Genomic DNA, 23,329 nt, shown 5'->3' with positions numbered 1-23,329 from the left:
TCGAGATGACAAAACGCCCTGTTTGAAAATGGCTGATCTGCAAGCGACAAAGGCTATAAGATCATCCGATCCGCTAAAGGGCGAGGAGGCCTCACTGTTCTTGTCAGTCCTTCTATATTTTCCAATCCTACCGCCACCCTAATCCGGGAGCTACATGGTCCAGAATTGACGACAATACATGCACATTGTAATCAACGCCCAGGGTATTGGGGATTGTCAAAAGTATGGTATCTGCTTCCTGTATAACTTCATCCCCGGCCAGTTCTTCAATCAGTTTATCGGGCTCCGCTGCATAGCTCCTTCCAAAGACAGCGCGTTTATCACGCTCTATGTAGCCGAAAGTATCTGCCCCTTTACCTTGCCCGCCGAAGTACTGCCTGTCTTCATTTGTTACCAGTGCAAAAATAGACCGGCTCACAGACACCCTTGGCTCGCGCTGGTGTCCTGCTTTTTTCCACGCTTCTTTAAATATGCGGATTTGTTCTGCCTGCTGCATATGGAAAGGCTTGCCGCCTTCATCAAACTTTAAGGTAGAGCTTTGCAGGTGCATTCCCTGTTCGGCCGCCCAAACAGCTGTAGCATTAGATGCAGCACCCCACCAGATACGATCGCGCAATCCTTCCGAGTGGGGCTCTAAGCGTAGCAAGCCCGGCGGATTAGGAAACATGGGGTAGGGATTAGGCTCGGCAAATCCGACACCTTTTAATTTATCTAAAAACTCTAAAGCCTTTTTGCGTCCCATATCTGCGTCGGTTTCACCCTCGGCAGGTTCGTACCCAAAATAGCGCCAGCCCTCGATGACTTGTTCGGGCGAGCCCCTGCTGATTCCTAATTGTAAACGCCCCCCTGAAATCAGATCGGCGGCACCTGCATCTTCCACCATATACAGCGGATTTTCATAGCGCATATCGATTACGCCGGTTCCAATCTCTATTTTGCTTGTTTTAGCGCCAATGGCCGAAAGCAAGGGAAATGGCGATGCCAATTGCGCTGCAAAATGGTGTACGCGAAAATAGGCGCCATCTAAACCGAGCTGCTCTGCTGCTACAGCCAGGTCTATAGACTGAAGCAAGGTATCTGCAGCTGTACGGGTTTTATATGCCGGATGGTCGGACCAGTGTCCGAACGATAGAAATCCAATTTTTTTCATTCTACACAAATTTAAGGAATGAGACAGCTTGTTGCTGCTGCCCCGGATGAAATTTGATATTAGGATGGCAGGAGGTACGAATGAAATGATAGACCAGCGGAATCATTATGAAGACTCAGGACTACATTTTTCTTTGTTTAGTAAACCCAAAGGTTTGACCTGCAGAGCTAAAAAGAGGTATTTAGCAATAATTTAGCTAAATACCCCTTATCGCTTATGTTGTCGGTTTTTCTAAAGTTCCTCGTTAGGAGCTTCCGTGCCCGAGGTACCTTCAGTATCTTCTTCCTGTAAAGCTTCGCTGCTCTCGTCCACGTCGACGTTTTGACCGGGGCTCTCTTGCCCGTTGTTTTTCTTCAATCCTTCAGCTTCCTCAGGATTGGGTGTGAAATGCATTTCCATGTTTTTAAATACTAGTATAAAACTATTAAGCAAGAGAGATGCCAGTTTACCCAGAGATCAGTTACCAGGTAATGATGCTGGGTGTTTGGTTCGTTCAGCAGTTCAGGTTTGAGCAGTTTGGACAGCATGACGCTACTCGGGGCTTAGGAGACGATTATCTTAGCTGCCGCTCTATGCTTCGACGGGCTTTATGCTTCGACAGGCTCTATGCTTCGACAGGCTCTATGCTTCGACAGGCTCTATGCTTCGACAGGCTCTATGCTTCGACAAGCTCAGCATGACGCTACAGGCTCAGCATGACGCGACGCGGGCCACTCAGGACATGATTATCTTAGCTGGGGCTCATGCTTGGACGGGCTCATGCTTCGACAGGCTCATGCTTCGACAAGCTCAGCATGACGCCCATGGGAATAGAAAATTAAAGTGCTTTGTAAAGGATATTACGGTATTCTATTTTAAAAGGCCTGCCTGTATGCATTTGAAAACCGATGACACCTTCGGCAGTAAAGTTCTTCGAATCCTCATCGAGTAGCACGCTTATTAACTGGCCGTTTATAATTTGCAAAATTACAGGCCCGCGGGCTATGATATGATACTGATTCCATCCGCCTATATTAATTACCCCCTTTAATAGAGTAGGATCTGCAATGGTAGCTACAGTTTTAAATGCCGGCCCCTCTACCGCTCTGGTCACTTCACCTCGACGGGATAATACCACGTGTCCGCTGCGTCCGCGTTCTTCGTGTATATTACCTGTATAGCCATTGGTAAACTCAATATCGGCCTGATATCCTTTAAGAACCCATTTACCCAGTTCGGGCATCTCAGTACTTCTAAACTGTATACCACTATTGGTTCCATTTATCTTGAAATCTACTTTTAGCTCAAAGTCTTTAACCCTGGCACCTCTCCAGATCAAAAAATTATTCAGCTTTACAACTTTGTCAGCTGTTGTTTCTCCAATAATAACACCATTTTCTGCCCGCCAGAATGTTGTATCGCCATCCCAGCCATTTAGCGTTTTACCATCAAAAATCGACACAAAATTCAAGTTGTCATCCGCATTGGTTGCGGGATAAATACCGGCCGCGGGTCGCGGAGCTAATACCTGCTCTTTCCCGGACGCAGATTGCGCTGAAGCCCCGGGAAGATTACTGCCGGTCAATAGTATAAGACTAGCGGAAAAATAAACCAATCTGGTTACGAATGTCTTGCTGAAAATTTCTGTACAGGTCATAATATGTTAATTGGAATGAAGCCCGGGTTATGCTAAGCGGTGGTAAAAGTTTTATCTGATTCGATCATTAACCATGAAAGTAAAACGAATAAGCGATAGTTCCAAAATCAGTTGATTGGCAAGGCTAATTTAGCCCGAAAAAGCTAGGGGGCAAACTATTTCATTTTTCCCTTTGTTGGTGTCCTCCCCAACAAAACGCCCATGAATTGAATGGATGAAAAATCCTGTAAAGCGCAAACCCTCTCTGCCTACGGCATCTCTCCCGGAGGGAGAGAAAGGCCAACCCACACAAGACGCCTATTCATACAGAGTTTTCCCTTTGTTGGTGTCCCCCAGCAAAACGCCCATGAATTGAATGGATGAAAAATATGTAAAGTGCAAACCCTCTCTGCCTTACGGCATCTCTCCCCGAGGGAGAGAAAGGTTAACCCACACAAGACGCCCCTGTGCTCACCAAATAATCTTAAAGCGCATTGTCAGTCGTATTGCCTGGGATCTCTCCTGTCGTCGAGATGACAAACGTTCTTTCCCTTTGTTGGTGTCCTCCCCAACAAAACGCCCATGAATTGAATGGATGAAAAATATGTAAAGTGCAAACCCTCTCTGCCTTACGGCATCTCTCCCCGAGGGAGAGAAAGGTTAACCCACACAAGACGCCCCTGTCCTCACCAAATAATCTTAAAGCGCTTTGTCAGTCGTATTGCCAGGGATCTCTCCTGTCGTCGAGATGACAAACGTTCTTTCCCTTTGTTGGTGTCCTCACTAACAAAACGCCCATGAATTGAATAGAGGAAAAATCCTGTAAAGTGCAAACCCTCTCTGCCTTACGGCATCTCTCCCCGAGGGAGAGAAAGGCAAACCCACACAAGATGCCCATTCATACAGAGTTAACGGCTATGGTGGGGACACCAATTCGCTTTGTTGGTGTCCGCACTAACAAAACGCCCATGAATTGAATAGAGGAAAAATCCTGTAAAGTGCAAACCCTCTCTGCCTTACGGCATCTCTCCCCGAGGGAGAGAAAGGCAAACCCACACAAGACGCCTATCCATACAGAGTTTTCCCTTTGTTGGTGTAATCACCAACAAAACCCCCATGAATTGAATGGAGGAAAAATCATGTAAAGCGCAAACCCTCTCTGCCTTACGGCATCTCACCCCGAGGGAGAGAAAGGTTAACCCACACAAAATGCCCGTTCATACGGTGTTCATATCATTAAAATAATATATTCCCTTAGGTATAAACATCAACAACGGAGGAGAAGCAGATATGTTGGTGGGGGCACCAACAAAGGGGGGATGCTTCGACAGGCTCTATGCTTCGACAGGCTCTATGCTTCGACAGGCTCTATGCTTCGACAGGCTCAGCATGACGCTAACTCAGGCATCCGGTATTTCAGGCTCCACCAGCTTGATGAGCTTTTCCAGCGATTCCTGCCAGCCGAGATAACACATTTCTACAGGTATAACAGCCGGGATGCCTTCCTGCAGTACTTTCAGTTCGGTGCCTACAGATGTTTTTTGAATCCAAACGGAAGTGGTCATAACATCCGGCAGGTTAGGGTCGTCAAATTTATCTGTGTATTTCAGAAACTCATTGGGTTTTAGCTCTACATATTCCCCGCCAAATGAGTGGCTGTTGCCGGTGGTAAAATTTTGAAAAGACATTTTAAAGGTTCCGCCAACCTTCAGGTTCATCTCATGTACGGTACAAAGAAAACCATAGGGCGGCAACCATGAGGCGATGGCCAGGGCTTCGGTGAAGGCACGATATACCTTTTCAGGAGAAGCTTTAATTACTCTGTGCAATGAAACTTTGTTTTCTGCCATAAAAAATATTTTTGCTTGATGCCTACTCGTTTGGCTTTTCGGTTCGCCCGTTTTTTACGTGGTAGCTGCTCCACTTTGATATAACTATTTCTTCACAAATATGATAGTAAAATCAACTATTGAAGGGGGGATATGCGACAAATGATGTTCTGTTTTTGAATGAGACAAAAACGAAAAATGAGAAAACATGTTTTCGCGCTTTAATCACAGACAGGCATCATTACAACAAGCTCGCGATTCCTTTTTGGCAAATATCTCCGGTTGCATGATATCAGGATTAATCACTGCACTCGGTCTTGATGAACCTGAACCGTCCCCGGTCAAAACTTATGGGCACTCCCGGTTTAAAATAAGACCTGCCCATCTTCGTTTCGATCTCGCCCACACCGAGAATCAGACTGTCATTCTTCAGCAGAAATGCGAGGGGGTTTTTAATCATTTCCTTATAAGTTCCAACAGTGTATGTATAATCAGCAAACAAGGTATCTCCATTGATTCGGCCTGCAATTTTACCTTCATTTTTAGGATTGTTCCAGTACTGGATTAGAAGATTTCCTTCGATTTTTGCACTCTCAAGACGCTTAATGTTCAGATACGCCGTATCTTTCTGGAAGACTGCAATATAACATTCGGGTTTTATTGCGACAGAATCATTGTCACTCTGGCTGGTCTTTTTGTTCTTTTCTCCACCGCAGGCAGCAATGAAAAACAATATTACGGGCACATAAATAAGAAGTGGTATTTTCATGATTAGCTCTGGTATCGATTATAAAAATACATATAATAAAGAACTAAGAAGTATACATTTCGTTGAAGTATAACTAATTTGTAATGCTCTTTGTATTCCGCCTTCCCCAAATAAACGCATCGAGTACATAATGTGTTGCCTGTGGCAAAGCAAGCAAGGGAACCAGTAAGGAGAGCAATTTCTTCTCTTCAATTTGTGGAAGAAAAGCAAAGGGGCGAAATATCGTGGAATGTTCTTTCCATATTAATCCATCCCATAATCCCTCTTCAAAGTAGGCAAATACAGAAAGGATAAGAATAAATATAACAATGTCATATTTCCCAAAAGAAACCTTCAGAAATGAGCTTGTCATCTTCTGATTATTTTGAATTTTGTTCTTTTCAAAAAACCAGATCAATGCCATGTATGGTATACCATGTGATATAACATTTAATGTAGTAAAAGCCAGATCGCCGTTGAAGTAGACAATTCCAAAAAACCAGGATAGCGCTGTTCCGAGAACTAACAAATTACGGGGTATATTTACTTCTTTTGAAATATGGTATAAATAGGCCTCTTTCAGGAGATACATACCCAAAACCGCCAGATACATTACCAAACCCATGTCTGATAGGAACTGAGATTTGTACTGCCAGAAATCTCCTTCGATAAGCCAGTTGAAATTACGGTGAGGATTTAAATGCCAGTATAATAGCGGATACAGGGTAGATGAATAAATGGTTAAAGAATTGATTAGGGAATACAGGCGTGTTTTATATTCTAACCGGGAATAAAGCCGCATAAATCCATACTGTTGCCTGATGAAATGAAACACGGCTAGATACGCTAAAATTCTCCAGAACAGAAATGCGTCGATAGTATAAAAGATAACTCCCGTTACATAACAGAGAACGGGAATGGAAATTAACAGAGATTGCTTCTCTTTATACTCTGATGGATTAAAGTAAGTTCGGTACAGTGTGCTGTAAACATGAGCCACATCAATAAAAACAATCAGGACTAGCCAGTATATTAATGGCATTTCCTCCGACTCCTTAAATTGCTGCGGAAATAAAGCAACTATGAAAAGCGCAAGGAAAGGGGGCATCAGAATAAAGACACTATCCGAGAACGCCGAATTAATCCAGGGCTGTTTAAAGGCTTTGATCCGTTTCATAAGATGCTAAAACTTCGTTTGCTGCCCTGATACCATGGTGAAAAGCTTCTTCGAAAATAGAAATACCACTCAAATCCGTATGTGCAAAGAATAATTTATTACCGATCGGTTTCAACGCATTTTGTCGGCTTTGTCCCCATATAAACCCCGGAGCGGGGCTGATCATTCCGTGACCCCATACCCAAAGCTCAACCTCTTCTATATTTTCGGTGATGTTTGGGTGCATGTGTTCCATTTCCGGAATAATGATGTCAAGCCATTGCTCGTATGTACGCGCATATGCAGCTAACCTGGAAACTCTTGTATCGTGGTCGCACAAAGGAAGATAATAAGTCAGAACCTTTTTTTCCTCTGAAGTCTTGAGACTTTGTTGAGTAGCGTTAATATAGCCTACTGAGGCAGTATTATAAGCCACATTATCCCAGCATAAGCGCGTCCCTTTATTATCGGGCAATGCTTTAACAGTGATATTAGCGATTATCCATGGGGCATAATTGAAATCCAAAGAATCAATCCCGTCGCGCTTCCATCCTCGAAGTAATTTGTTATTTACGTATTGTGGCGATGCGAGTATAATTTTATCTGCTAATATCGTATAAGAAGCTCCCTTTTTCAGATCGAAAACATTCACAACAAGCCTTCCTTCAGAAGTTTCTGTAATACTGTAAGTCAAGGAAGATGATTTGATATGGCCTTTAACCTGATCAGCGAGATATTTCATCAGACGGCCATTGCCTTCGGGCCAGGTAATTACGGCGTTGCTTTCTGCATTAGAAGCTTTGCCTTTTCTTGCTGAAAAATAGTGTAAGCCTGCCCATGCAGATACAGCATGCAATTTCTGTCCGTAATCGTCCTTGGTGCAATATTCCAGGTACCATAATAAGTATTCGGAGGTAAATCCCTTTTCCTTTAAGTAGTTTTTAAAAGAGATCTTATCGAGGTTCCTGTATTGAGGATCGGATGAACTGTTAGCTAATGGAATATCAAAAGCATATTTTCCATCATTTCCTTTTGCCGCTTTTAATTCTTCAGTTAGTTTAAGAAAGGATTTTATTTCTTTTTTATCTTTTTCGGATACTCCAAACTCAGGGATTAAACTTTCCTGCCATTGACCGTTTATTAAAAGCCTTTCTTCAGGGTCAAAGCATAAAGTATATTCATTATAAAAAGGAAGCTCGCCTTCATAATGAGTTATAATATCACTTTCCTCCAGAAAATCAATCAGCTCTTTATCATGGTTATTAGCCAAGGTGATATAGTGGGCACCTAAAGGATAAGAGGATGTTTTATTTTTTCTGAAAGAAGAGTTGCCGCCAATATAATCTTCTAGCTCAAGCAATTCGAAATCATGATGTCCATTTTTCTTTAACCAGCGTGCAGCGGATAAGCCTGAAATTCCGCCCCCTATGATAAGCGTTTTAACGTTCCTTGCAGATGAAGGTGTGGGTAAGACGATTTTATCTCTTAAGATATGGCCAGCTTTCGAATCGGGACCTTTTAAACTTCCTTTAATATGCGAATACTCAGGATTTCCCGGCTTTAATTTCTTAAGGCATGCACCCAGCATAATGCCGGAACTTAAAAGTCCGGCCCGCAGCAGGAAGCTTCTTCTGTTAATACTTTTTAATACATTCTGTTTATTAAAGAACCTCTGCCCACTCATCTTCGAAATACTTTACCAGCACCTGGTTGTTCAGCTTATTTACTTCCGTTTCCCGTTTTGCCATATCCTTGGGGAAATAAAACATTTGATCCAGGCTTTCCCTGCTGATATATTTTAGTCCGGCAGCAAACTTTGCAGGTTTTTTGTAGTACGGTTTTTTCATTGCCATAATATATCCCCATTCTCCAAAAGAGGGTACATAATTATGATAAGGAACAGTATGTAAGCCTACCGACTCCAATGTCTTGTTCACCGTCCAAAAAGATTTAGGCGCAACATAGGGCGACGTAGACTGTACGACTATTATTCCTTCTGGAGCTAATAGTTCCTTTATCAGCTTGTAGAATGAATTGGAGTATAATTTTCCTACAGAATAATTCGAAGGGTCGGGAAAATCAACTACTATAAAATCGAACTTTTTTTTCTGTTCCCTGACCCATGAAAATGCATCAGCATTAATCACTTTAACTTTTGATGATAGTAATGATTTATTATTGAGAGACAGAAGCATGCTGTTTTTCTGAAAAAGCGAAGTCATGCCTTTATCAAGATCGACAAGGGTAATCGTTTCTATTTCTGGATATTTGAGAATCTCACGTACTGCCAGCCCATCTCCTCCACCCTCACTAATATATGTTTTGCCGCGGGTAAAGAGCTTAAGCCAGGATGAACTAAAGCCTCATGATAACGGTATTCATCATCAGAACTAAATTGAAGATTTCCGTTAAGAAACAAGCGCAGGATTTTTCCACGCTTAGTAAGAATGATTCGTTGATAAGGTGTGCTTTTAGAGTAAATTATAGTATCGCTATAGCTCATGCTTTCTGAAAAGCTTGTGATCGTTTCGGCGTATACGAATCCCAGCACAAGCGCCAGCATACTTATAATTGAAGCAGATTGTAAATATTTTGCAGCAGGTATATCTTTTTTGAAATTGACACAGACAATCAAGGCAACAGCGACATTTAATATTCCGAAAAGATAAGCCGTTTTAACAAGGCCAAGATAGGGGATGAGAAACAGAGGAAAGATTAGTGAGGCAAGCAAGGCGCCAATGTAATCGAAGGTAAAAACTTTAGAAACCAGATCTTTAAATTCATAGCGGTTTTGAAGGATTCGCATTAATAAAGGAATTTCGAGTCCTACTAAGATCCCGGTAAGAGAGACTAAGCCGTAAAGCAAGATCCTGAAAGAAGCGATATTCTCAAATAGTAAGAACAGTAAGGTTGAGCTTGTGCCTCCAACAATTCCCACCAGGATCTCAATTTGAATAAACCACGAAAGGATATTTTTTTCAAAGTACTTAGACAGCCAGCTGCCTATACCCATTGAGAAAAGATAAACCCCAATGATGGTAGAAAATTGGGTGACGGAATCGCCAAGAAGGTAGCTGGCAAGTGTACCCGCAATCAGTTCGTAGATTAGCCCGCACGTTGCCACCACAAATACGGAAAGCAGTAGGAGTGCGGGAAGCTTTTTATTCATATTCTAACTGTGAATTGCAGAGCTTATGATTATAGCCACTGCAATCATAAAGGCAGCACACACTATTGCAAGCGCAATATTCTGCTTGTCAACAATCTCCTTCCACATGTTTTCGGGAGTGATCCTTTCGATGATCCAAAAAGCGATTACCAGGATCAGAATACCAAGTACAGAGTAAACTACTGATGCCACAAGGTACTTGTAATTGATTAATTCGTGCAGGCTCATATTATTTTATTTATGGTAAAATCTTCCGACGTAGCCTGAATGGCCGCGGCTATGGTTGTTAAATTGTGTATTTCTTTCTGCTTTATCCTCCCAGTAAGTCATTCCGTTCCACGTCGCATAGCTGTAGGATCCTATAACTAAAATCATGAAAGCGATGTAAATTTTTACCGGTCTGCTCATATTATTCGGATTCATAAGGTGAATGATCGCTGTTCATCCAGCGTTGTTTTTCAAAGTTTCTCATCGTGTACCAGCAATAAAGAGGGTAGAGGCTTAGTATGAATATCGCTAAGAAAATATTCCTCCATAAGGTGACGTTTGAAGTGACCCGAATATGCAGAAATGTTTGACTCGGGTCGCCAGAAGCGGGGAAAATATTTAAATGATACTTTCCTTCCGGTATCTCGGAAAGTATAATTGAGGCTTTTTTGGAACCCTCCGTCCAGCGTTCACCACCTTCATAACCATGGTAATATTCGGCACCCTTTGTTACTTCCCAGGTTTCATTTGTTCGGTCATTTACCAGAATGACTGTGGCTTCCATCCAATTGTTATCAACATTAGAACCAACTTCAATTTCAAGAGGTACATTTCCATCTTTTTGCTCAAAGGAGGGAGTCAAAAACGGTTTAAACTCATATGTTCCTGGTCCCCAGCTAAGCGATCCTGTGGAGTCAACATGAGAAGGACCCAGGTCAAACATAATATTGTAATCACTATTTATAAGGTCTTTTTCCGGCTTTATAATTTTTATTATAAAGTGCATTAACATCATGAAAAATATCGCAAGCATGGTGTATTTCGCCAGAGTATCGAAACTCACTGAATGCCTGGACGGTTGGTTTGCGCCGATTCCTTCTTTTGCGGGAAATGAATTTACATCCAGTCCGAACCCATTTGCAATCTCTTCAGGCTCAGTATATTCACCCCAGAAGTATTGAACAGTTTTACTGCCCGGACTATCGCTTTCTCTGGTTAATATGAAAGGAGGAGCGATATATTCGTTGGTTTTAGGGCTATCGAGCAGAACATCCCAATCCAACTCGCCAATAAGCGCCGTTGTAACGGGGGTATATTTATTAAAAACCCGGTATTCAATATTCTGATGAGTAGCTGATGTTGAATCACTGTAGGCTTTTTCGAGAGATGGCTCCCAATTTTTATCCACGATAAAATTCCAATGTCCGCCAAATTCGGCTAGTGTTGCATATCCCTTCTCATAATTATATAAAAGATATTCTTTCCACGTATAGGCAGTTTCTTTTTCCTCTTTTTCCAAATAAGCTATAAGCTTAAACTTATGCTCCTTCAAAGTACCTTCAGTACCTAAAGGGATAATGGGCTTAGCTATTACTGGTTTTATCTTCTTTTGTGCTTTTGGTGTATTTTGGGAAATAAAGCGGATATAGGATTGACAAGCCACGCAAATGCAAAACTCACTTCCATCAGGGTCATAAAGAGTAATATTCTCTCCGCAGGTCGGACACCCGAAAGTTTCTGGTGTAGGAAAAGATAACTGATTTACTGTAGCCATCCTAACGAGTTACTTCAGTTTTCTGTTTCTCGGTACCTTCAAAAAAACTTAGCACTTCGCCGTAAATCGCTTTTACTTTGTCTGAGTTATCTTTCTGATAGTTTGATAAGAAAATATCAAATGTTGCCAACTTAAACTCCGGCCATGTGTGGATAGAGAGATGTGATTCGGTAAGACATACAACTGCCGTAAAGCCTCCGCTCTCAAAATCGTGATAAACTTCTCCTACTTTGGAAAGACCAAATGAAGAAATTAAATTGCAGAACAGCTCACGACAGGGCTTGGAGGAATACAGCAGATCATAATTTTCTGTGCTAAACTCAGCTAAGATGTGTAATCCCGGTTTATATTCCATTTTGCGATAAGGCACTCAAAAATAGAAATTCTTTTGGTATGTAAAATTTTACTTTAAGCACAGCTTTGAGGATGGGCTTTCTTTTTTTTCTTTTGTGTTAAAAATGATAAGTTTGATGCAAACTTAAAATGCGTATGAAATTCCTTTTACATCTTATACTGGCCATTCTGCTTTGCAAGACGGCTGGCGCCCAATCCTTAAATTCGGAGAGAGGGGACCTGAAATCAGCTTTAACAAGGGCACAAAATGAAAATAAGCCCCTTTGTTTGTTGATGATCCCGTCTGCGGAAATACCCGTTCCGGTGGGTTTTATTAACATCAGAAAAGAAAAACGTATTACAGATGTTTTAAACAAAAATTTTATAAATTTTATACCTGCTGCCGGCGATACTGTATATGCATATATTAAAAAGAAATATCCGGTTGAACGTACACCTGTATTGCTGTTTCTGAATGGGGAAGGTGAGTTGTTTTATAGGTTCTTTCCCAATTTCAGAAACGCCGAAAGTTTATTAACAAGTTTAAGTTTAGCTCAGGTAAAGTTTAAGAGCGACCGGTCGGTTGCCTGGTATGAAAAAGAGTATAAAAAAGGAGTTCGTGATACGGCTTTTCTAAAAGCCTTTATTGCCGAAAGGGAAACGTTAGGGATTTATTTTAACCACTGGCTGGTTCAGGAATATGCTCAGCAGCTTACATTGAAAAGTATAAATACAATTCCCGTTACTGCTTTTCTTTTGCACACCGGTTTGATTTACGGTAGTCCGTTGTATACTATCGTTACTTCAAAAAAAGGTATCAGGGATAGTGCCTGGGCAAGTTTTCCACTTAAGGAAAGATCGGAAATAAACAGGCGTACTTCGCTTAATACGTTTGGCGAAGCGGTGAAGAGAAAGGATGCTAAACTGGCTCAACAGGCTGCTGAATACTTGCGTAATTTATGGTCAAATAAAGATTATAATTATTCACAATATATTTATGATAAAGAGCTAATACGGTTTTACACAGCGATAAAGGATACATCACAGTTAGTGAATAGGTTAATCTATTTTACTGATAGAAATTTCTCTAAAGTAACCATAGACACGCTGCAGAAATACAGAAGATTATACCCTGAATTAAGAAAAGAACTCGCGGTAGAAGATTTAGAGAAGCCTCCTCTTTTTGATCCGGAGATTGGTAAATTAGTGATAAAAAGTGCAAATGCGGGATTAATTACCAGGGCACCCATGGAATTAAACAATGCTGCCTGGATTATTTATACTTCTTCGAAGAATAAGGAGTTGTTATCTAAAGCCTTATCATGGAGTCAGACATCAATAAAGCTTGACCCTAAACCAGAATTTTATGACACACTAGCCCATCTGCTTTACCGTTTGGAATTCTATTATGAGGCGGAACAAATGGAGTTGAAAGCAATGAAGCTTGCAGAGACTAATAAACGTTATTCAGTCAAATATAAAGAAGCTTTGGAAAAGATTAAGACCAGGAAGTTATAGATAAATGGAAAAGGTCTTTGGCAATATTATAAAAAAAGGCATGCCCTTAACCCTGTTTCGCAGGGAGGCATGCATTAAAAACGTCATCCGGTTTTGCGAGGTGCCTGGTTTATACCAGTCCGGGAGAATTAACCACTTCATTAACAACTTCTTTATAGTCAATGCCCTCCACGTTAAATCCAAATAAATTCATGAAATCCTTTCTATATCCCTCCAGGTCGCCAACGTGGGGCAGGTTTTCTGTGGTGGCATTTTTCCATAAATCAGATACTATAGTTTGTATATCTTCCCGCATTTCCCAGTCATCAACACGTATCCTTCCGTGTGCATCCAGGGGAACGTCACCATTTGTATACAGACGTTGACTGAATAAGCGCTGAATTTGCTCTATACATCCCTCATGAATCCCTTTTTCCTTCATCACTTTATATAATAAAGAGATATATAATGGAATAACAGGAATAGCAGAACTGGCCTGTGTTACCAATGCTTTATTAACCGAAATATAGGCTTTTCCATTTATTTCCTTTAGCATATCGTTTAAAGAGTTAGCCGTATTTTCCAGATCTTCTTTTGCTTTACCAATTGTTCCTTTTCTATAAACCGGTTCGGTTACGGCAGGTCCTATGTAGGAATAGGCAACAGTTACAGCACCCTGAGATAACAGATCTGCATTCTTCAATTCTTCCATCCATTGTGCCCAGTCATTTCCGCCCATAACCGCTACAGTATTCTTTATTTCATCTTCATTAGCAGGCTCAATCGAAATATCAGAAATAATGCCTGTATGAAAATCTACAGTTTTATTGGTAAATGTATCGCCAACTGGTTTTAAAACCGAAGTATGCGTAATACCTGTTTTCGGATTGGTTCTGCGGGGGGAAGCCAGACTGTATATCACCATGTCAACCTTCCCTAAATCTTTTTTTATCAGATCAAGTGTTTTTGCTTTAATCTCGTTAGAAAATGCATCGCCATTAATACTTTTTGCATATAATCCTGCTTCCTGAGCTTTAGTTTCAAAAGCTGCATTATTATACCAACCCGGCGAACCGGGCTTTCCCTGGGTGGCGGGTTTTTCAAAAAACACCCCGATAGTTGAGGCATTTGATCCAAAAGCACTGGTGATTCTGGATGCCAGTCCAAATCCTGTTGAAGATCCTATCACTAATACTTTCTTAGGTCCGTCAATTAATCCTTTTTCCTTTATATAATTTATTTGATTGGTTACATTTTGTTCGCATCCTTTGGGATGAGAGGTTAAACAGATAAATCCTCGTATTTTTGGTTCAATAATCATGGTATGTATTAAAAAAATCAGGTAAACTTAGTATTCCTCTTCAATTAAGGGGGAATATTTATACAATTAAATTTATTTGCTTTGAATTATATCATTCGCAACAGGATAAGAGCAATATTGGTCTATAAAATCAAACATTATGAATGAGAGTATAAAACACATCAATCCGGAAGGACTCTTAAAAAATCCTGCATTTACGCAAGTTGTGACGACTCAGGGAAACGGTAAGACTATTTATATTGGTGGTCAGAACGCCGTAGATGTAAAGGGGAGGATTATTGGAAAAGGCGACATCCATCTTCAGACCGAGCAGGTGATGGAAAACATTCTAACTGCACTTACCGCCTGCGATGCGACCTTTGAAAATATTGTAAAACTGTCTATTTATATTGTTCAGGGACAGAATTCATACGGAGCCTTTCAGATCTTCAAAAGACATATGAGTGCTTTCAATCCGCCGGCTATTTCTGTTCTTATTGTGTCAGGCCTGGCTAACCCCGATTTTTTAATAGAAATTGATGCAACCGCGTTTATCCCCCTTTAGAATGTTTCTGTACACTTTTTTTGTTGATTATTTGCCTTCAATGAAGCTAGCGCTGTGGAAATAGTGATTAATAAACATAAACTTATTGAGCACTAACACTCTGATTTACAGATATCGGCATTAATATATTTGCAAACCTACTTCATTTACTTATTTAAATGACTTGGCAACATGCCAAACTTCTTTTTAAATGCTGTAGTAAAATGATGAGGGTTTTTATATCCAATTTCATACGATACGTCATTTACCGACCTCTTTTCTTTTGTTAGCATCACCCACGCTTTTTTCATACGCAGATCATTTAAATAGCTGAAAACTGTGGTACCTAACAACTCTTTAAACCCTTTTTTTAATTTAAAATCGTTGAGGCCGGCTTTGTGTGCCAGCTCAATTAATGAACAGGGGGTACGAATATTTTCTTCGATCAGAGACTGAGCGTATTGTATTTTTTCAAAATCGTGCTTTCTGAGATACCGGCTGCTGAAGGTGACTTTTCTTTGCTTAACCTGGAATAATAACAGTTCCAGGACTTTTGCTTCCAGGAAGATCCGTTTCATTTCTATAGAATACCTGCATTCACTCATCGAATCGAGGATCAGTTCTATTGAAGGAGAAATCAAGCTTATTTCATTTGTCCGTGAATCGTGATTTCCGATTGGGAGCAGACGCTCATAACATTTTTTAGTTAGCTGGATGCAAGTTATCCTTGTTTTATGAAACGATTTTATTTTTACGGTACCTGCAGGAATATGAATAAACGCACTCTGCTGTGCCTCCAGAGTGATCTCCTTACTTAATCCGGATAATTTAAAGCTTAGATTTCCTTGCTGGCAGAAAAGCATTATATAAACAGGTTCGTCCATGGTATATGAAAAAATGCCGCGGTTATCAGAAATGATATCAGCAAGCAGGATTCGTATACCCTCGAACCAGGTCTCAAGAAAGTTTATTCTTCCGGTGCTGAATCTGAAAATTCCTTTCGTTTCCTCCATTCCTCTTTCTGAAATGAAATCAGTTGGATACTCCTTTTGAAAGATAGCTCCATGGCCGATAGAGTCAGTAATAGTTACCTGCATTAAAATCCGTTCTGCGTATGTTTTAATCCCTATGCCGTTGACAGCACTGTTCTAAAAGCAGCAAATTTGCATAATTATTTTTAATTAGTCTAAATAAGAGATGAAATTTAAAGCTACATTTTTATTGCTATTGTTTATTACGAGCGTGCATACGCTTTTTGCTCATGCACTATGGATTGAAACTTATTATTCCGGGGAGGCCGGCCAAACACAGGAGGTGAAATTATATTACGGGGAATATTCCGGTAATGAAAGGGAGGAAATTTCAAAGTGGTATTCGGATGTAAAGGATTGCAGCTTGTGGCTCATCGGTCCGGATAAACAGAAAGTTCAGCTGAAAACAAGCTTAATGCCAAATTATGCTCTGGCCAGCTTTACCCCGGCCACAGATGGTGTGTATACTTTACTTGTAAGCCATGATGCCAGGGAGCTGGGAGGAACCACCAGATATGTCTTTATGGCGAGCGCTACTGTGCGGGTTGGAAGAGTTTCAGGAAATATTCAAACCTCGTCAAATACTAATGAACTAAGGCTTTTTCCTCAGACGGATCTGGTAAATAAAGTAAATGTACCAGTTAAAATTAAAGCATTTATAGGAGATGGCATAGGGACAGGGCAAAAAATATCTGTTTTTTCTCCTTCAGGATGGTCAAGGGAGATAGTAACCGGAACAGATGGAACAGCTGAATTCACTCCTTTATGGCCGGGAAAGTATGTCCTTGAAATAACGGATTATAAAAAAACTACGGGGCAGCATAATGGAAAAAATTATGAAGCAATATGGAAAGGGGCAACTTACAGCCTCGAGATTTTAAAATAAGTTCATAAGACCTGGTTGCCAGTAATCATGAATTGCGGGTAATACAGGCGCCATTTAAAGTATTCTAATTATCGTTTAAGAACTTCAATCAAATAATTTTAATCTAAACTAACATGTATCGCATTATTTCTACTTTCATTTTATGGATAGCGTTTAATATGTCTTATGCTCAAACCACGGGGATTTACGGGGGCATAACCGGCCGGGTCACTACATCAGACGGCCAGCCTGCAGCTGATGTTGCAATTGGTTTATTGGGTTCCACAATGACCACTATGTCAAATGAAGATGGTATATATACTATTAACAGGGTTAGGTATGGCTCCTATACTATTCAATTGTCGGGTATAGGACTTAAAACGCAGAGCCGTTCAATCGACTTAAGTACTAAAAAAATAGTGGTCGATTTTACTATAGAAGAAAATGCAGCTCAATTGAAAGAGGTAACGATAACTTCTTCAGCTAATAAGTATAAAGTTGATAAGGTCTCAAGCTCTTTGCGCTTACAAACCGATCTTTTAGAGGTTCCGCAAAATATTAAAGTGGTAACAAGAGAGCTCATCGGCGAGCAGCTTGTATTTGATATGGTAGATGGCGTAACCCGGAATGTAAGCGGTGCAACCCGGACAGGTCACTGGGATGCACAATATGCTAACATTCAGATGCGTGGTTCAACAATACCCGCTTTTAGAAACGGCATAAACATGAAAATGCCCTGGGGACCTATGTCTGATGACATGTCTATAGTGGAACGGATTGAATTTGTAAAGGGTCCTGCGGGATTTATGATGGCACACGGCGAGCCAGGTGGTTTTTATAATATAGTAACCAAAAAACCTACAGGAACAGGTCAGGGATCAGCGTCTATTAGCGCCGGAAGTTATAATACAACCAGAGCGGCCCTCGATCTTGATGGAAAACTCAGCAGCGATAAGAAACTTCTTTACCGTTTGAACCTGATGGGACAAACTAAAGACATGTACAATAAATACAATTTCGCAGACAAATACCTTATTGCACCGGTACTGAGTTACAGGGTCGACAGCAACACTACAGTTACAGCCGAATATACACATCAGCATGTAGAAGCACAGGCTTTAGGAACATATTCTTTCTCCAGAAATGCGTTGGGCGATGTGCCAAGGAGCTTTTTTTATGGTGATCCTTCAACGCCTACTTATAAAATCAACGACCATAATATCTTTTTATATCTGAATCACAGATTAAATAATAACTGGTCGCTTGATGGCAAGGTAGCATACGTAAATTACTCTTTGCAGGGTGGTGGTATCTGGCCCGGATCTGTTGAAGCAAATGGCAACATGACCAGGGCCATGAACATGAGTGAGGAGCTGGCAATTAATATGATAGGCCAGATTTCTCTTAAAGGCGAATTTAATACCGGTTCTCTGGTGCATCGTTTACTTGCTGGCGTGGATAAGGGCCATCTTAAAACCTGGGGAGATTTTTCGAGTCCTGCCGGGGGAAACCAGCTAAATCTTTACCAATATATCGGAGGTGTTAAAACCCTGATCCCGTTTAATGTTTATAATCCGCAATATGGTATCCTCCTCGAAGATATTCCGGTTTTGAACCGTTCAAGAAGCCTTAGGGAACGCTCTGGTTCTAATACTTATGCCACAGATTTATCTTACACCGGACTTTATTTGCAAGATGAACTACGCTTTTTAGATGAAAGATTACGATTGACATTAGCAGGCCGTTTTACCAATTCCGTAAGTCTTGGTAAAACGAATGCCGCTGATATTAAAGACAATGTAATAACTCCCAGAATAGGCCTCAGTTTTTCTGTTGATAAACAAACTTCAGTTTACGGATTATATGATCAAACCTATTTGCCAACAGCCGGTGCAGATTATTTCGGCAATGCCTTTGAGCCTGTAAGAGGGAGCAATTTGGAATTTGGAATTAAAAAAGAATGGTTTAACGGAAAGCTGATCAGCGGACTTAGCGCATACACCATTACCAAGGAGAATGTATTAACAGCCGATATTGACCCGGAACATCAGCCGGGAAACTGGCAGGTACAGGTTGGTGAAGTAAGGACACGGGGAATTGAATTTGATATCACAGGGGAAATACTTCCAGGTTTAAACGCCACACTTAACTACGCATTTACCGAGCCTAAGGTTACTAAAGATCAGGTGAAACCGGGTACGACAGCCGTAAATAAAACGGGAACTTATTTAAGCGGTACAGTTAAAAACGTTGCTAACGGCTGGTTATCCTACAGACTTCGAAGACAAGGATCGGCATTTAAGGGACTGGGTATATCAGGCGGCGCACAGTACCAGACGGGCCGTTTCGCCGGTGCAAATTACACCGAACCTAATTTTACAGATTACCTGCGTTTCGATGCTGGTCTTTCATACCAGAAAGGAAAAATGACGTTTTCAGGATTAGTGAATAATGTCTTCGATAAAACCTTATACACTCAGGGAAACATTCCGCAAAACCCGTCAAATACTTCTTTTTATTACTGGATCTATGAGTTACCCAGAAACTACAGGTTTAGTGTTGCTTACAAATTTTAACACATAACAATGAGCAAAAGGGTGTCCGCTAATTCTACCTATTTGGACACCCCTGCTTTTTTAATCAAACGAAATCTATGACCGTTAAAAAGATATCAGGGCTATTGCATCTCTGGCTCGGACTTGCTTCCGGCATTATAGTATTTATTGTAAGTATTACAGGTTGTATTTATGTATTTGAAAAGGAAATCAAAAACATCATTGAACCCTGGCGATTTATTTCATCCCAGAAAGGGCCGTTCCTTGAACCTTCTAAACTAAGTTCTATTGCAGAAAATGTAGTAAAAGGAAAGAAGGCGGGAAGCTTAACCTATAATGGAGCTAATGAAGCTGTAGTAATAAGCTTCTTTTCAAGAAACAAAGTTAAAGAGGCGAAGGCGGGTGACAGGTACGAAGTTGTATACTTAAATCCATATAATGGAGCTGTTTTGAAAGTAAAATCACTTAGCAGAGGTAGTAATTCCGATTTTTTCAGATTTGTCCTCAATGGTCACCGCGCATTGTGGCTTCCTTATCCTATCGGGAGACCGATAGTAGGAGTGAGTGTGCTGGTTTTTGTAATAATGCTTCTTTCCGGAATAGTGCTTTGGTGGCCAAGGAAATGGATAAGATCTATCAGAGATAAAAGCTTTAAAATTAAGTGGAATGGAAGTTTTAAAAGAGCGAATTATGATACACATAATGTACTGGGATTTTATAGTTGTCTTTTTCTGCTAATCATTTCTTTAACCGGATTAGTGTGGAGCTTTCAATGGTTCAGCAAATCGGTATACTGGTTAAGTTCAGGCGGTAAAAGTATACCAGAGTATAAACAACCCATTTCGGATACCACACTTACAGTGCCGTTTAAAATGACTGCTATAGATAAAATCTGGATGAGTCTTTCCGGGAATGGAAATAACCGTACTGCAATGTTTATTAGTATTCCCAAAAAATCTGCTGATGCGATCGGAATATCAGTTTATTATAATCAGGGTACCTATTATAAAATGGATTATCATTATTTCGATCAGCATAGTTTGAAAGTATTAAAAGCCGATGGTCCGTACTTTGGTAAGTATGCCGACGCAGGTGCAGCGGATAAGCTTCGCAGAATGAATTATGATATCCACGTTGGCGCGATATTGGGTTTGCCCGGCAAAATTCTGGCATTTCTGGCCAGCCTGATTTCTGCAAGCCTTCCGGTAACGGGATTCCTGATCTGGTGGGGGAAAAGAAAAAAATCTAAAAAGAGAAAGTATACCGGACGTTTAAAGCCCGATGAAATAGATTTAAATGAAAGAATACTTCTGAAGCCGATTTTAAAACGAAGGGAATTTGCTATAAATAAAGCTGAAAATCTCCTTTTGGGCAGTTGTGAAATTAATAAATAGAAATCTATGTGTGAAACAAGAGTGGTGAGTTTTAATGGAAATACCCAAATCAGCTATTGTGTAATCTGTAAATCATTCTATATCTGGCATAAAAACATAGTATTAAACTTTACATCGGTACAATTTCTTTCATTTAAAAGGTATACTGAAGGACTTGATTTTGAAGAATGCGCCTTCCCATTTCCGGACGGAGAAGGCAGAGCCATGCTGCATACTCCTTCTAAAGAAATTAGTCTAGCCTTTACAAAGGACGAATGGGATAGTTTCAGTATTGCCCTGGATGAAGCTGGGTTAATGAAACAATATTATCATTTGTTATACAAACAGAGAGATTAACCTTTTATCGGTTTTTCCGGACCTGGATGATAACTGGAATTAGTGCTATGAGGATACTTAGGGGTAAAATGTATCCCAGATAATTTTTAATTTCCGGGAATTGCGATCCCAATAAATATCCTGTGAGGGTAAAGGCACCCACATATAAAATAACCGCTACCAGAGACACCGGTAAAAATGACGAGAAGCGCATATGAGTGGTGCCCGTAATTACCGGACTGAAGGGGCGGATAACCGGCAAGAATTTGCCAAAGATCAGTGCTGATTTCTTATGTTTTTCAATGAATTTTTCGGCCAGGAAAAGGTATTTTCCCTTGAAATACCATGTGTCTTTCTTCTTATAAAGAACTTTTTTGAATTTTTTCCCGATATAAAATCCGGAAACATCTCCGGCTATTGCCGCTAAAATAATACTGAAGAGTAACGTGAAAATATCAACCTGTAAAGTGCGGGTGCTTACCAGGAGGCCTGCAGTAAAAAGCAAGGTTTCTCCTCCCGGTACAATAAGGCCCAACAGCAAGCCGGTCTCTGCAAAAACAAAGCAAACTATGATGAGGAATCCACCCCATTCTATTAATCCTGACGTTTCTATGAAGAGCATTCTAACAGGCAGCAGAATTTAAATTGAAAGTTCTCAAAAAACTATTTACAGGTCTTCTACCTCTAAAATATTACCTGGCTCCTTGCTGCCTTCATTTGAAATGAACAGCTGGCCCTCTGGGCCAAAGCTTATTCCCTCAGGCTGATTAAAGTCTTTACTGCTCAGCTGTTTTACAGTTTTTACATTTCCTTTATTATCCATGATTAATAATTTAGGTTTCGTAGCTTCTGTTATATAAATATCGCCGGTCATAGGATGGATGGCAATTGCAGCAGGCTGCATTTGTGATCCTGGTTTTTTTGATTTAAAACCTGAGAAAGCAGGATTGTTGAGATCGATTTTATAAACAGGGTTTTTATCCATTTTTAAGGTCGACAAATCAAATCCATAAATTCCTTTGTAATCATCGTTTTGCGGTTCTGAACCTTTAATCGCAATTAATAAGCGATTATTTTTGCTGTCGAAGCACATTCCTTCGGTATTATGATCGGCCGTTAAATGTGTTTTATAAATACGGGTTGAAGGATTAGAGCTATCGAAATTCTTTATTTCAAATATTTGTCCGTCTGCTCGCAGCACATAAGCTGTTTTACCAGCTATTGCCAAACCTTCATAATCTCCTGCTCCAGCAAAAGAAATTTCCTTTTCTATTTTTGAAGAGTTTATATTATAAATAAATATTTTCCCCAGCTCATCCTGAACGCAGGCAAAGCGATTATTATCAAGATAAGTCAAAGCTGATATCTCCTTTAAAATGGAAGGAACATCATGCTTTCCGATAATTTTCACTTCTGATATTATGCCATCATCTTGTTTTCCTTTTTTCTTATCCTTTTTATCCTTCTTGTCTTTTTTATCGCTTATTTCAGATTCTGTTTTATCCTTGTCGACAGAGCGTAGTGTAAAGGCAATGCCAATAGATAACAGTATAAATCCTATGATATAAAGTGCTGTACGCATGATTGTAATTTTAGTGTATGATGTTATATAATTAATCCCAATAGGTAATGGAATGATTTTCCCTTCCATCGGCCGAAAGAACCAGTTTTTTTTCAGGCTTACCATTGCTTTCAAGTTCTATCTGGTAGTATGCCAAACCTTCCCTTTGGACCGCTTCAATCTCATCAGTGAAATAAGTTTTAAACTTATTGCTTAAGAGCGCTTTTATCCCGCCGGGCAGTTCCGATTTGCCTATTTCCTTCTTATAGATAACTATGTTACCCTTGCTGTTAAGTTGAACCGCATGATCTATGTTTCCAATTTCAAATTCCGCAGTATACAGGGCTTCACTGTTTTTCCATTCAACATCCGCAGCCTTTGGGAACTTAGTTTTAAATGTGTTTAAAACTATTGAGGGAACATCTCTAGCTGGTATGTTGCCGCTACATGAGATCATGATAATGCCTGTAAATACTATTAGCAATGTGAAATTTTTCATGTTCCG

Annotated in this window: 25 protein-coding genes; 7 read left to right on the top strand and 18 right to left on the bottom strand. The window is 40.3% G+C overall.

The genetic code is table 11. From position 1 onward, the window contains the following. Positions 1-127: 127 nt before the first annotated feature. Positions 128-1,150: an LLM class flavin-dependent oxidoreductase gene (locus tag WG906_RS01000; RefSeq protein WP_339990648.1), complete on the bottom strand. Its 1,023-nt coding sequence runs from the start codon at positions 1,148-1,150 to the stop codon at positions 128-130. A 231-nt stretch (positions 1,151-1,381) separates the two neighbouring features. Next, positions 1,382-1,549, bottom strand: coding sequence for a hypothetical protein (locus tag WG906_RS00995; protein WP_339990647.1), 168 nt, complete (start codon positions 1,547-1,549; stop codon positions 1,382-1,384). Between the two features lie 38 nt (positions 1,550-1,587). On the opposite strand from WG906_RS00995, the gene WG906_RS00990 reads away from it, so the two are divergent. Beyond that, on the top strand, positions 1,588-1,830 hold the full coding sequence (locus WG906_RS00990) for a hypothetical protein (protein WP_339990646.1): 243 nt from the start codon (positions 1,588-1,590) through the stop codon (positions 1,828-1,830). Positions 1,831-1,967: 137 nt separating this feature from the next. Here WG906_RS00990 and WG906_RS00985 read toward each other — a convergent pair whose 3' ends face one another. The 11 genes from WG906_RS00985 to WG906_RS00935 all read right to left on the bottom strand — a co-directional run bounded on the left by WG906_RS00985 (position 1,968) and on the right by WG906_RS00935 (position 11,784). Further along, the gene (locus tag WG906_RS00985; protein ID WP_339990645.1) at positions 1,968-2,786 is read right to left on the bottom strand and encodes a 3-keto-disaccharide hydrolase; all 819 of its coding nucleotides are present in this window, start codon (positions 2,784-2,786) and stop codon (positions 1,968-1,970) included. Between the two features lie 1,379 nt (positions 2,787-4,165). After that, positions 4,166-4,615, bottom strand: coding sequence for an SRPBCC family protein (locus WG906_RS00980; RefSeq protein WP_339990644.1), 450 nt, complete (start codon positions 4,613-4,615; stop codon positions 4,166-4,168). A gap of 277 nt (positions 4,616-4,892) precedes the next feature. Then, positions 4,893-5,363, bottom strand: a complete 471-nt coding sequence (locus tag WG906_RS00975) for a hypothetical protein (RefSeq protein ID WP_339990643.1) — start codon at positions 5,361-5,363, stop codon at positions 4,893-4,895. 73 nt (positions 5,364-5,436) lie between these two features. Beyond that, the gene (locus WG906_RS00970) at positions 5,437-6,519 is read right to left on the bottom strand and encodes a hypothetical protein (RefSeq protein WP_339990642.1); all 1,083 of its coding nucleotides are present in this window, start codon (positions 6,517-6,519) and stop codon (positions 5,437-5,439) included. Then, positions 6,497-8,182, bottom strand: a complete 1,686-nt coding sequence (locus WG906_RS00965; RefSeq protein ID WP_339990641.1) for an FAD-dependent oxidoreductase — start codon at positions 8,180-8,182, stop codon at positions 6,497-6,499. The genes WG906_RS00970 and WG906_RS00965 overlap by 23 nt, the downstream gene beginning before the upstream one ends. Beyond that, positions 8,160-8,747, bottom strand: a complete 588-nt coding sequence (locus WG906_RS00960) for a spermine/spermidine synthase domain-containing protein (RefSeq protein WP_339991507.1) — start codon at positions 8,745-8,747, stop codon at positions 8,160-8,162. The genes WG906_RS00965 and WG906_RS00960 overlap by 23 nt, the downstream gene beginning before the upstream one ends. A gap of 5 nt (positions 8,748-8,752) precedes the next feature. Then, positions 8,753-9,667 (bottom strand): hypothetical protein, encoded by a 915-nt coding sequence (locus WG906_RS00955; protein WP_339990640.1) that lies wholly within the window; start codon positions 9,665-9,667, stop codon positions 8,753-8,755. A 3-nt stretch (positions 9,668-9,670) separates the two neighbouring features. Beyond that, positions 9,671-9,895, bottom strand: a complete 225-nt coding sequence (locus WG906_RS00950; protein WP_339990639.1) for a DUF350 domain-containing protein — start codon at positions 9,893-9,895, stop codon at positions 9,671-9,673. A 6-nt stretch (positions 9,896-9,901) separates the two neighbouring features. After that, the gene (locus WG906_RS00945) at positions 9,902-10,042 is read right to left on the bottom strand and encodes a hypothetical protein (RefSeq protein ID WP_339990638.1); all 141 of its coding nucleotides are present in this window, start codon (positions 10,040-10,042) and stop codon (positions 9,902-9,904) included. A 34-nt stretch (positions 10,043-10,076) separates the two neighbouring features. After that, the gene (locus WG906_RS00940) at positions 10,077-11,429 is read right to left on the bottom strand and encodes a DUF4178 domain-containing protein (protein ID WP_339990637.1); all 1,353 of its coding nucleotides are present in this window, start codon (positions 11,427-11,429) and stop codon (positions 10,077-10,079) included. Between the two features lies 1 nt (position 11,430). Continuing rightward, positions 11,431-11,784: an S-adenosylmethionine decarboxylase family protein gene (locus WG906_RS00935; protein ID WP_339990636.1), complete on the bottom strand. Its 354-nt coding sequence runs from the start codon at positions 11,782-11,784 to the stop codon at positions 11,431-11,433. Positions 11,785-11,918: 134 nt separating this feature from the next. On the opposite strand from WG906_RS00935, the gene WG906_RS00930 reads away from it, so the two are divergent. Further along, positions 11,919-13,280 carry a hypothetical protein gene (locus WG906_RS00930; RefSeq protein ID WP_339990635.1) on the top strand — a complete coding sequence of 454 codons (1,362 nt, stop codon included), beginning with the start codon at positions 11,919-11,921 and terminating at the stop codon, positions 13,278-13,280. 109 nt (positions 13,281-13,389) lie between these two features. Here the strand turns inward: WG906_RS00930 and fabV are convergent, their stop codons facing one another. Further along, the gene (gene fabV / locus WG906_RS00925) at positions 13,390-14,580 is read right to left on the bottom strand and encodes an enoyl-ACP reductase FabV (RefSeq protein WP_339990634.1); all 1,191 of its coding nucleotides are present in this window, start codon (positions 14,578-14,580) and stop codon (positions 13,390-13,392) included. A gap of 139 nt (positions 14,581-14,719) precedes the next feature. Between fabV and WG906_RS00920 the strand changes: the two genes are divergently transcribed. Then, positions 14,720-15,124, top strand: coding sequence for a RidA family protein (locus WG906_RS00920; RefSeq protein WP_339990633.1), 405 nt, complete (start codon positions 14,720-14,722; stop codon positions 15,122-15,124). Between the two features lie 146 nt (positions 15,125-15,270). On the opposite strand, the gene WG906_RS00915 is transcribed toward WG906_RS00920, so the two are convergent. Then, positions 15,271-16,200: an AraC family transcriptional regulator gene (locus tag WG906_RS00915; protein ID WP_339990632.1), complete on the bottom strand. Its 930-nt coding sequence runs from the start codon at positions 16,198-16,200 to the stop codon at positions 15,271-15,273. Between the two features lie 100 nt (positions 16,201-16,300). Between WG906_RS00915 and WG906_RS00910 the strand changes: the two genes are divergently transcribed. From WG906_RS00910 to WG906_RS00895, 4 genes are all read left to right on the top strand, one after another. Further along, positions 16,301-17,020, top strand: a complete 720-nt coding sequence (locus WG906_RS00910) for a DUF4198 domain-containing protein (protein WP_339990631.1) — start codon at positions 16,301-16,303, stop codon at positions 17,018-17,020. Between the two features lie 113 nt (positions 17,021-17,133). Next, positions 17,134-19,575: a TonB-dependent siderophore receptor gene (locus tag WG906_RS00905; protein WP_339990630.1), complete on the top strand. Its 2,442-nt coding sequence runs from the start codon at positions 17,134-17,136 to the stop codon at positions 19,573-19,575. 77 nt (positions 19,576-19,652) lie between these two features. After that, positions 19,653-20,948, top strand: coding sequence for a PepSY-associated TM helix domain-containing protein (locus WG906_RS00900; RefSeq protein WP_339990629.1), 1,296 nt, complete (start codon positions 19,653-19,655; stop codon positions 20,946-20,948). Between the two features lie 6 nt (positions 20,949-20,954). Then, positions 20,955-21,284, top strand: coding sequence for a DUF6686 family protein (locus tag WG906_RS00895; RefSeq protein WP_339990628.1), 330 nt, complete (start codon positions 20,955-20,957; stop codon positions 21,282-21,284). A 4-nt stretch (positions 21,285-21,288) separates the two neighbouring features. Here the strand turns inward: WG906_RS00895 and WG906_RS00890 are convergent, their stop codons facing one another. From WG906_RS00890 to WG906_RS00880, 3 genes are read right to left on the bottom strand one after another with little or no spacing between them, the layout of a single operon-like run. Continuing rightward, a complete protein-coding gene (locus WG906_RS00890) occupies positions 21,289-21,885 on the bottom strand; it encodes a DedA family protein (RefSeq protein ID WP_339990627.1) in 597 nt (198 codons plus the stop codon). 45 nt (positions 21,886-21,930) lie between these two features. Next, a complete protein-coding gene (locus tag WG906_RS00885) occupies positions 21,931-22,845 on the bottom strand; it encodes an SdiA-regulated domain-containing protein (protein WP_339990626.1) in 915 nt (304 codons plus the stop codon). 31 nt (positions 22,846-22,876) lie between these two features. Continuing rightward, the gene (locus WG906_RS00880; protein WP_339990625.1) at positions 22,877-23,323 is read right to left on the bottom strand and encodes a hypothetical protein; all 447 of its coding nucleotides are present in this window, start codon (positions 23,321-23,323) and stop codon (positions 22,877-22,879) included. Between the last annotated feature and the right edge of the window lie 6 nt (positions 23,324-23,329).

Origin of the sequence: Pedobacter superstes, assembly GCF_037622515.1 — a bacterium.
Taxonomy (GTDB): Bacteria; Bacteroidota; Bacteroidia; order Sphingobacteriales; family Sphingobacteriaceae; genus Paradesertivirga; species Paradesertivirga superstes.
This window is presented reverse-complemented; position numbering and strand designations above follow the sequence as displayed.

Excerpts from the sequence above, each read along its gene's own strand:
- WG906_RS00895 (WP_339990628.1), top strand. The coding sequence starts at position 20,955 with ATGTGTGAAACAAGAGTGGTGAGTTTTAATGGAAATACCCAAATCAGC.
- WG906_RS00935 (WP_339990636.1), bottom strand. The coding sequence starts at position 11,784 with ATGGAATATAAACCGGGATTACACATCTTAGCTGAGTTTAGCACAGAA.
- WG906_RS00995 (WP_339990647.1), bottom strand. The coding sequence starts at position 1,549 with ATGGAAATGCATTTCACACCCAATCCTGAGGAAGCTGAAGGATTGAAG.
- WG906_RS00965 (WP_339990641.1), bottom strand. The coding sequence starts at position 8,182 with ATGAGTGGGCAGAGGTTCTTTAATAAACAGAATGTATTAAAAAGTATT.
- WG906_RS00910 (WP_339990631.1), top strand. The coding sequence starts at position 16,301 with ATGAAATTTAAAGCTACATTTTTATTGCTATTGTTTATTACGAGCGTG.
- WG906_RS00920 (WP_339990633.1), top strand. The coding sequence starts at position 14,720 with ATGAATGAGAGTATAAAACACATCAATCCGGAAGGACTCTTAAAAAAT.
- WG906_RS00950 (WP_339990639.1), bottom strand. The coding sequence starts at position 9,895 with ATGAGCCTGCACGAATTAATCAATTACAAGTACCTTGTGGCATCAGTA.
- WG906_RS00930 (WP_339990635.1), top strand. The coding sequence starts at position 11,919 with ATGAAATTCCTTTTACATCTTATACTGGCCATTCTGCTTTGCAAGACG.
- WG906_RS00955 (WP_339990640.1), bottom strand. The coding sequence starts at position 9,667 with ATGAATAAAAAGCTTCCCGCACTCCTACTGCTTTCCGTATTTGTGGTG.
- WG906_RS00915 (WP_339990632.1), bottom strand. The coding sequence starts at position 16,200 with ATGCAGGTAACTATTACTGACTCTATCGGCCATGGAGCTATCTTTCAA.
- WG906_RS00900 (WP_339990629.1), top strand. The coding sequence starts at position 19,653 with ATGACCGTTAAAAAGATATCAGGGCTATTGCATCTCTGGCTCGGACTT.
- fabV (WP_339990634.1), bottom strand. The coding sequence starts at position 14,580 with ATGATTATTGAACCAAAAATACGAGGATTTATCTGTTTAACCTCTCAT.
- WG906_RS00985 (WP_339990645.1), bottom strand. The coding sequence starts at position 2,786 with ATGACCTGTACAGAAATTTTCAGCAAGACATTCGTAACCAGATTGGTT.
- WG906_RS00970 (WP_339990642.1), bottom strand. The coding sequence starts at position 6,519 with ATGAAACGGATCAAAGCCTTTAAACAGCCCTGGATTAATTCGGCGTTC.
- WG906_RS00980 (WP_339990644.1), bottom strand. The coding sequence starts at position 4,615 with ATGGCAGAAAACAAAGTTTCATTGCACAGAGTAATTAAAGCTTCTCCT.
- WG906_RS00990 (WP_339990646.1), top strand. The coding sequence starts at position 1,588 with ATGCCAGTTTACCCAGAGATCAGTTACCAGGTAATGATGCTGGGTGTT.
- WG906_RS00940 (WP_339990637.1), bottom strand. The coding sequence starts at position 11,429 with ATGGCTACAGTAAATCAGTTATCTTTTCCTACACCAGAAACTTTCGGG.
- WG906_RS00890 (WP_339990627.1), bottom strand. The coding sequence starts at position 21,885 with ATGCTCTTCATAGAAACGTCAGGATTAATAGAATGGGGTGGATTCCTC.
- WG906_RS00905 (WP_339990630.1), top strand. The coding sequence starts at position 17,134 with ATGTATCGCATTATTTCTACTTTCATTTTATGGATAGCGTTTAATATG.
- WG906_RS00885 (WP_339990626.1), bottom strand. The coding sequence starts at position 22,845 with ATGCGTACAGCACTTTATATCATAGGATTTATACTGTTATCTATTGGC.
- WG906_RS00975 (WP_339990643.1), bottom strand. The coding sequence starts at position 5,363 with ATGAAAATACCACTTCTTATTTATGTGCCCGTAATATTGTTTTTCATT.
- WG906_RS00880 (WP_339990625.1), bottom strand. The coding sequence starts at position 23,323 with ATGAAAAATTTCACATTGCTAATAGTATTTACAGGCATTATCATGATC.
- WG906_RS00945 (WP_339990638.1), bottom strand. The coding sequence starts at position 10,042 with ATGATTTTAGTTATAGGATCCTACAGCTATGCGACGTGGAACGGAATG.
- WG906_RS01000 (WP_339990648.1), bottom strand. The coding sequence starts at position 1,150 with ATGAAAAAAATTGGATTTCTATCGTTCGGACACTGGTCCGACCATCCG.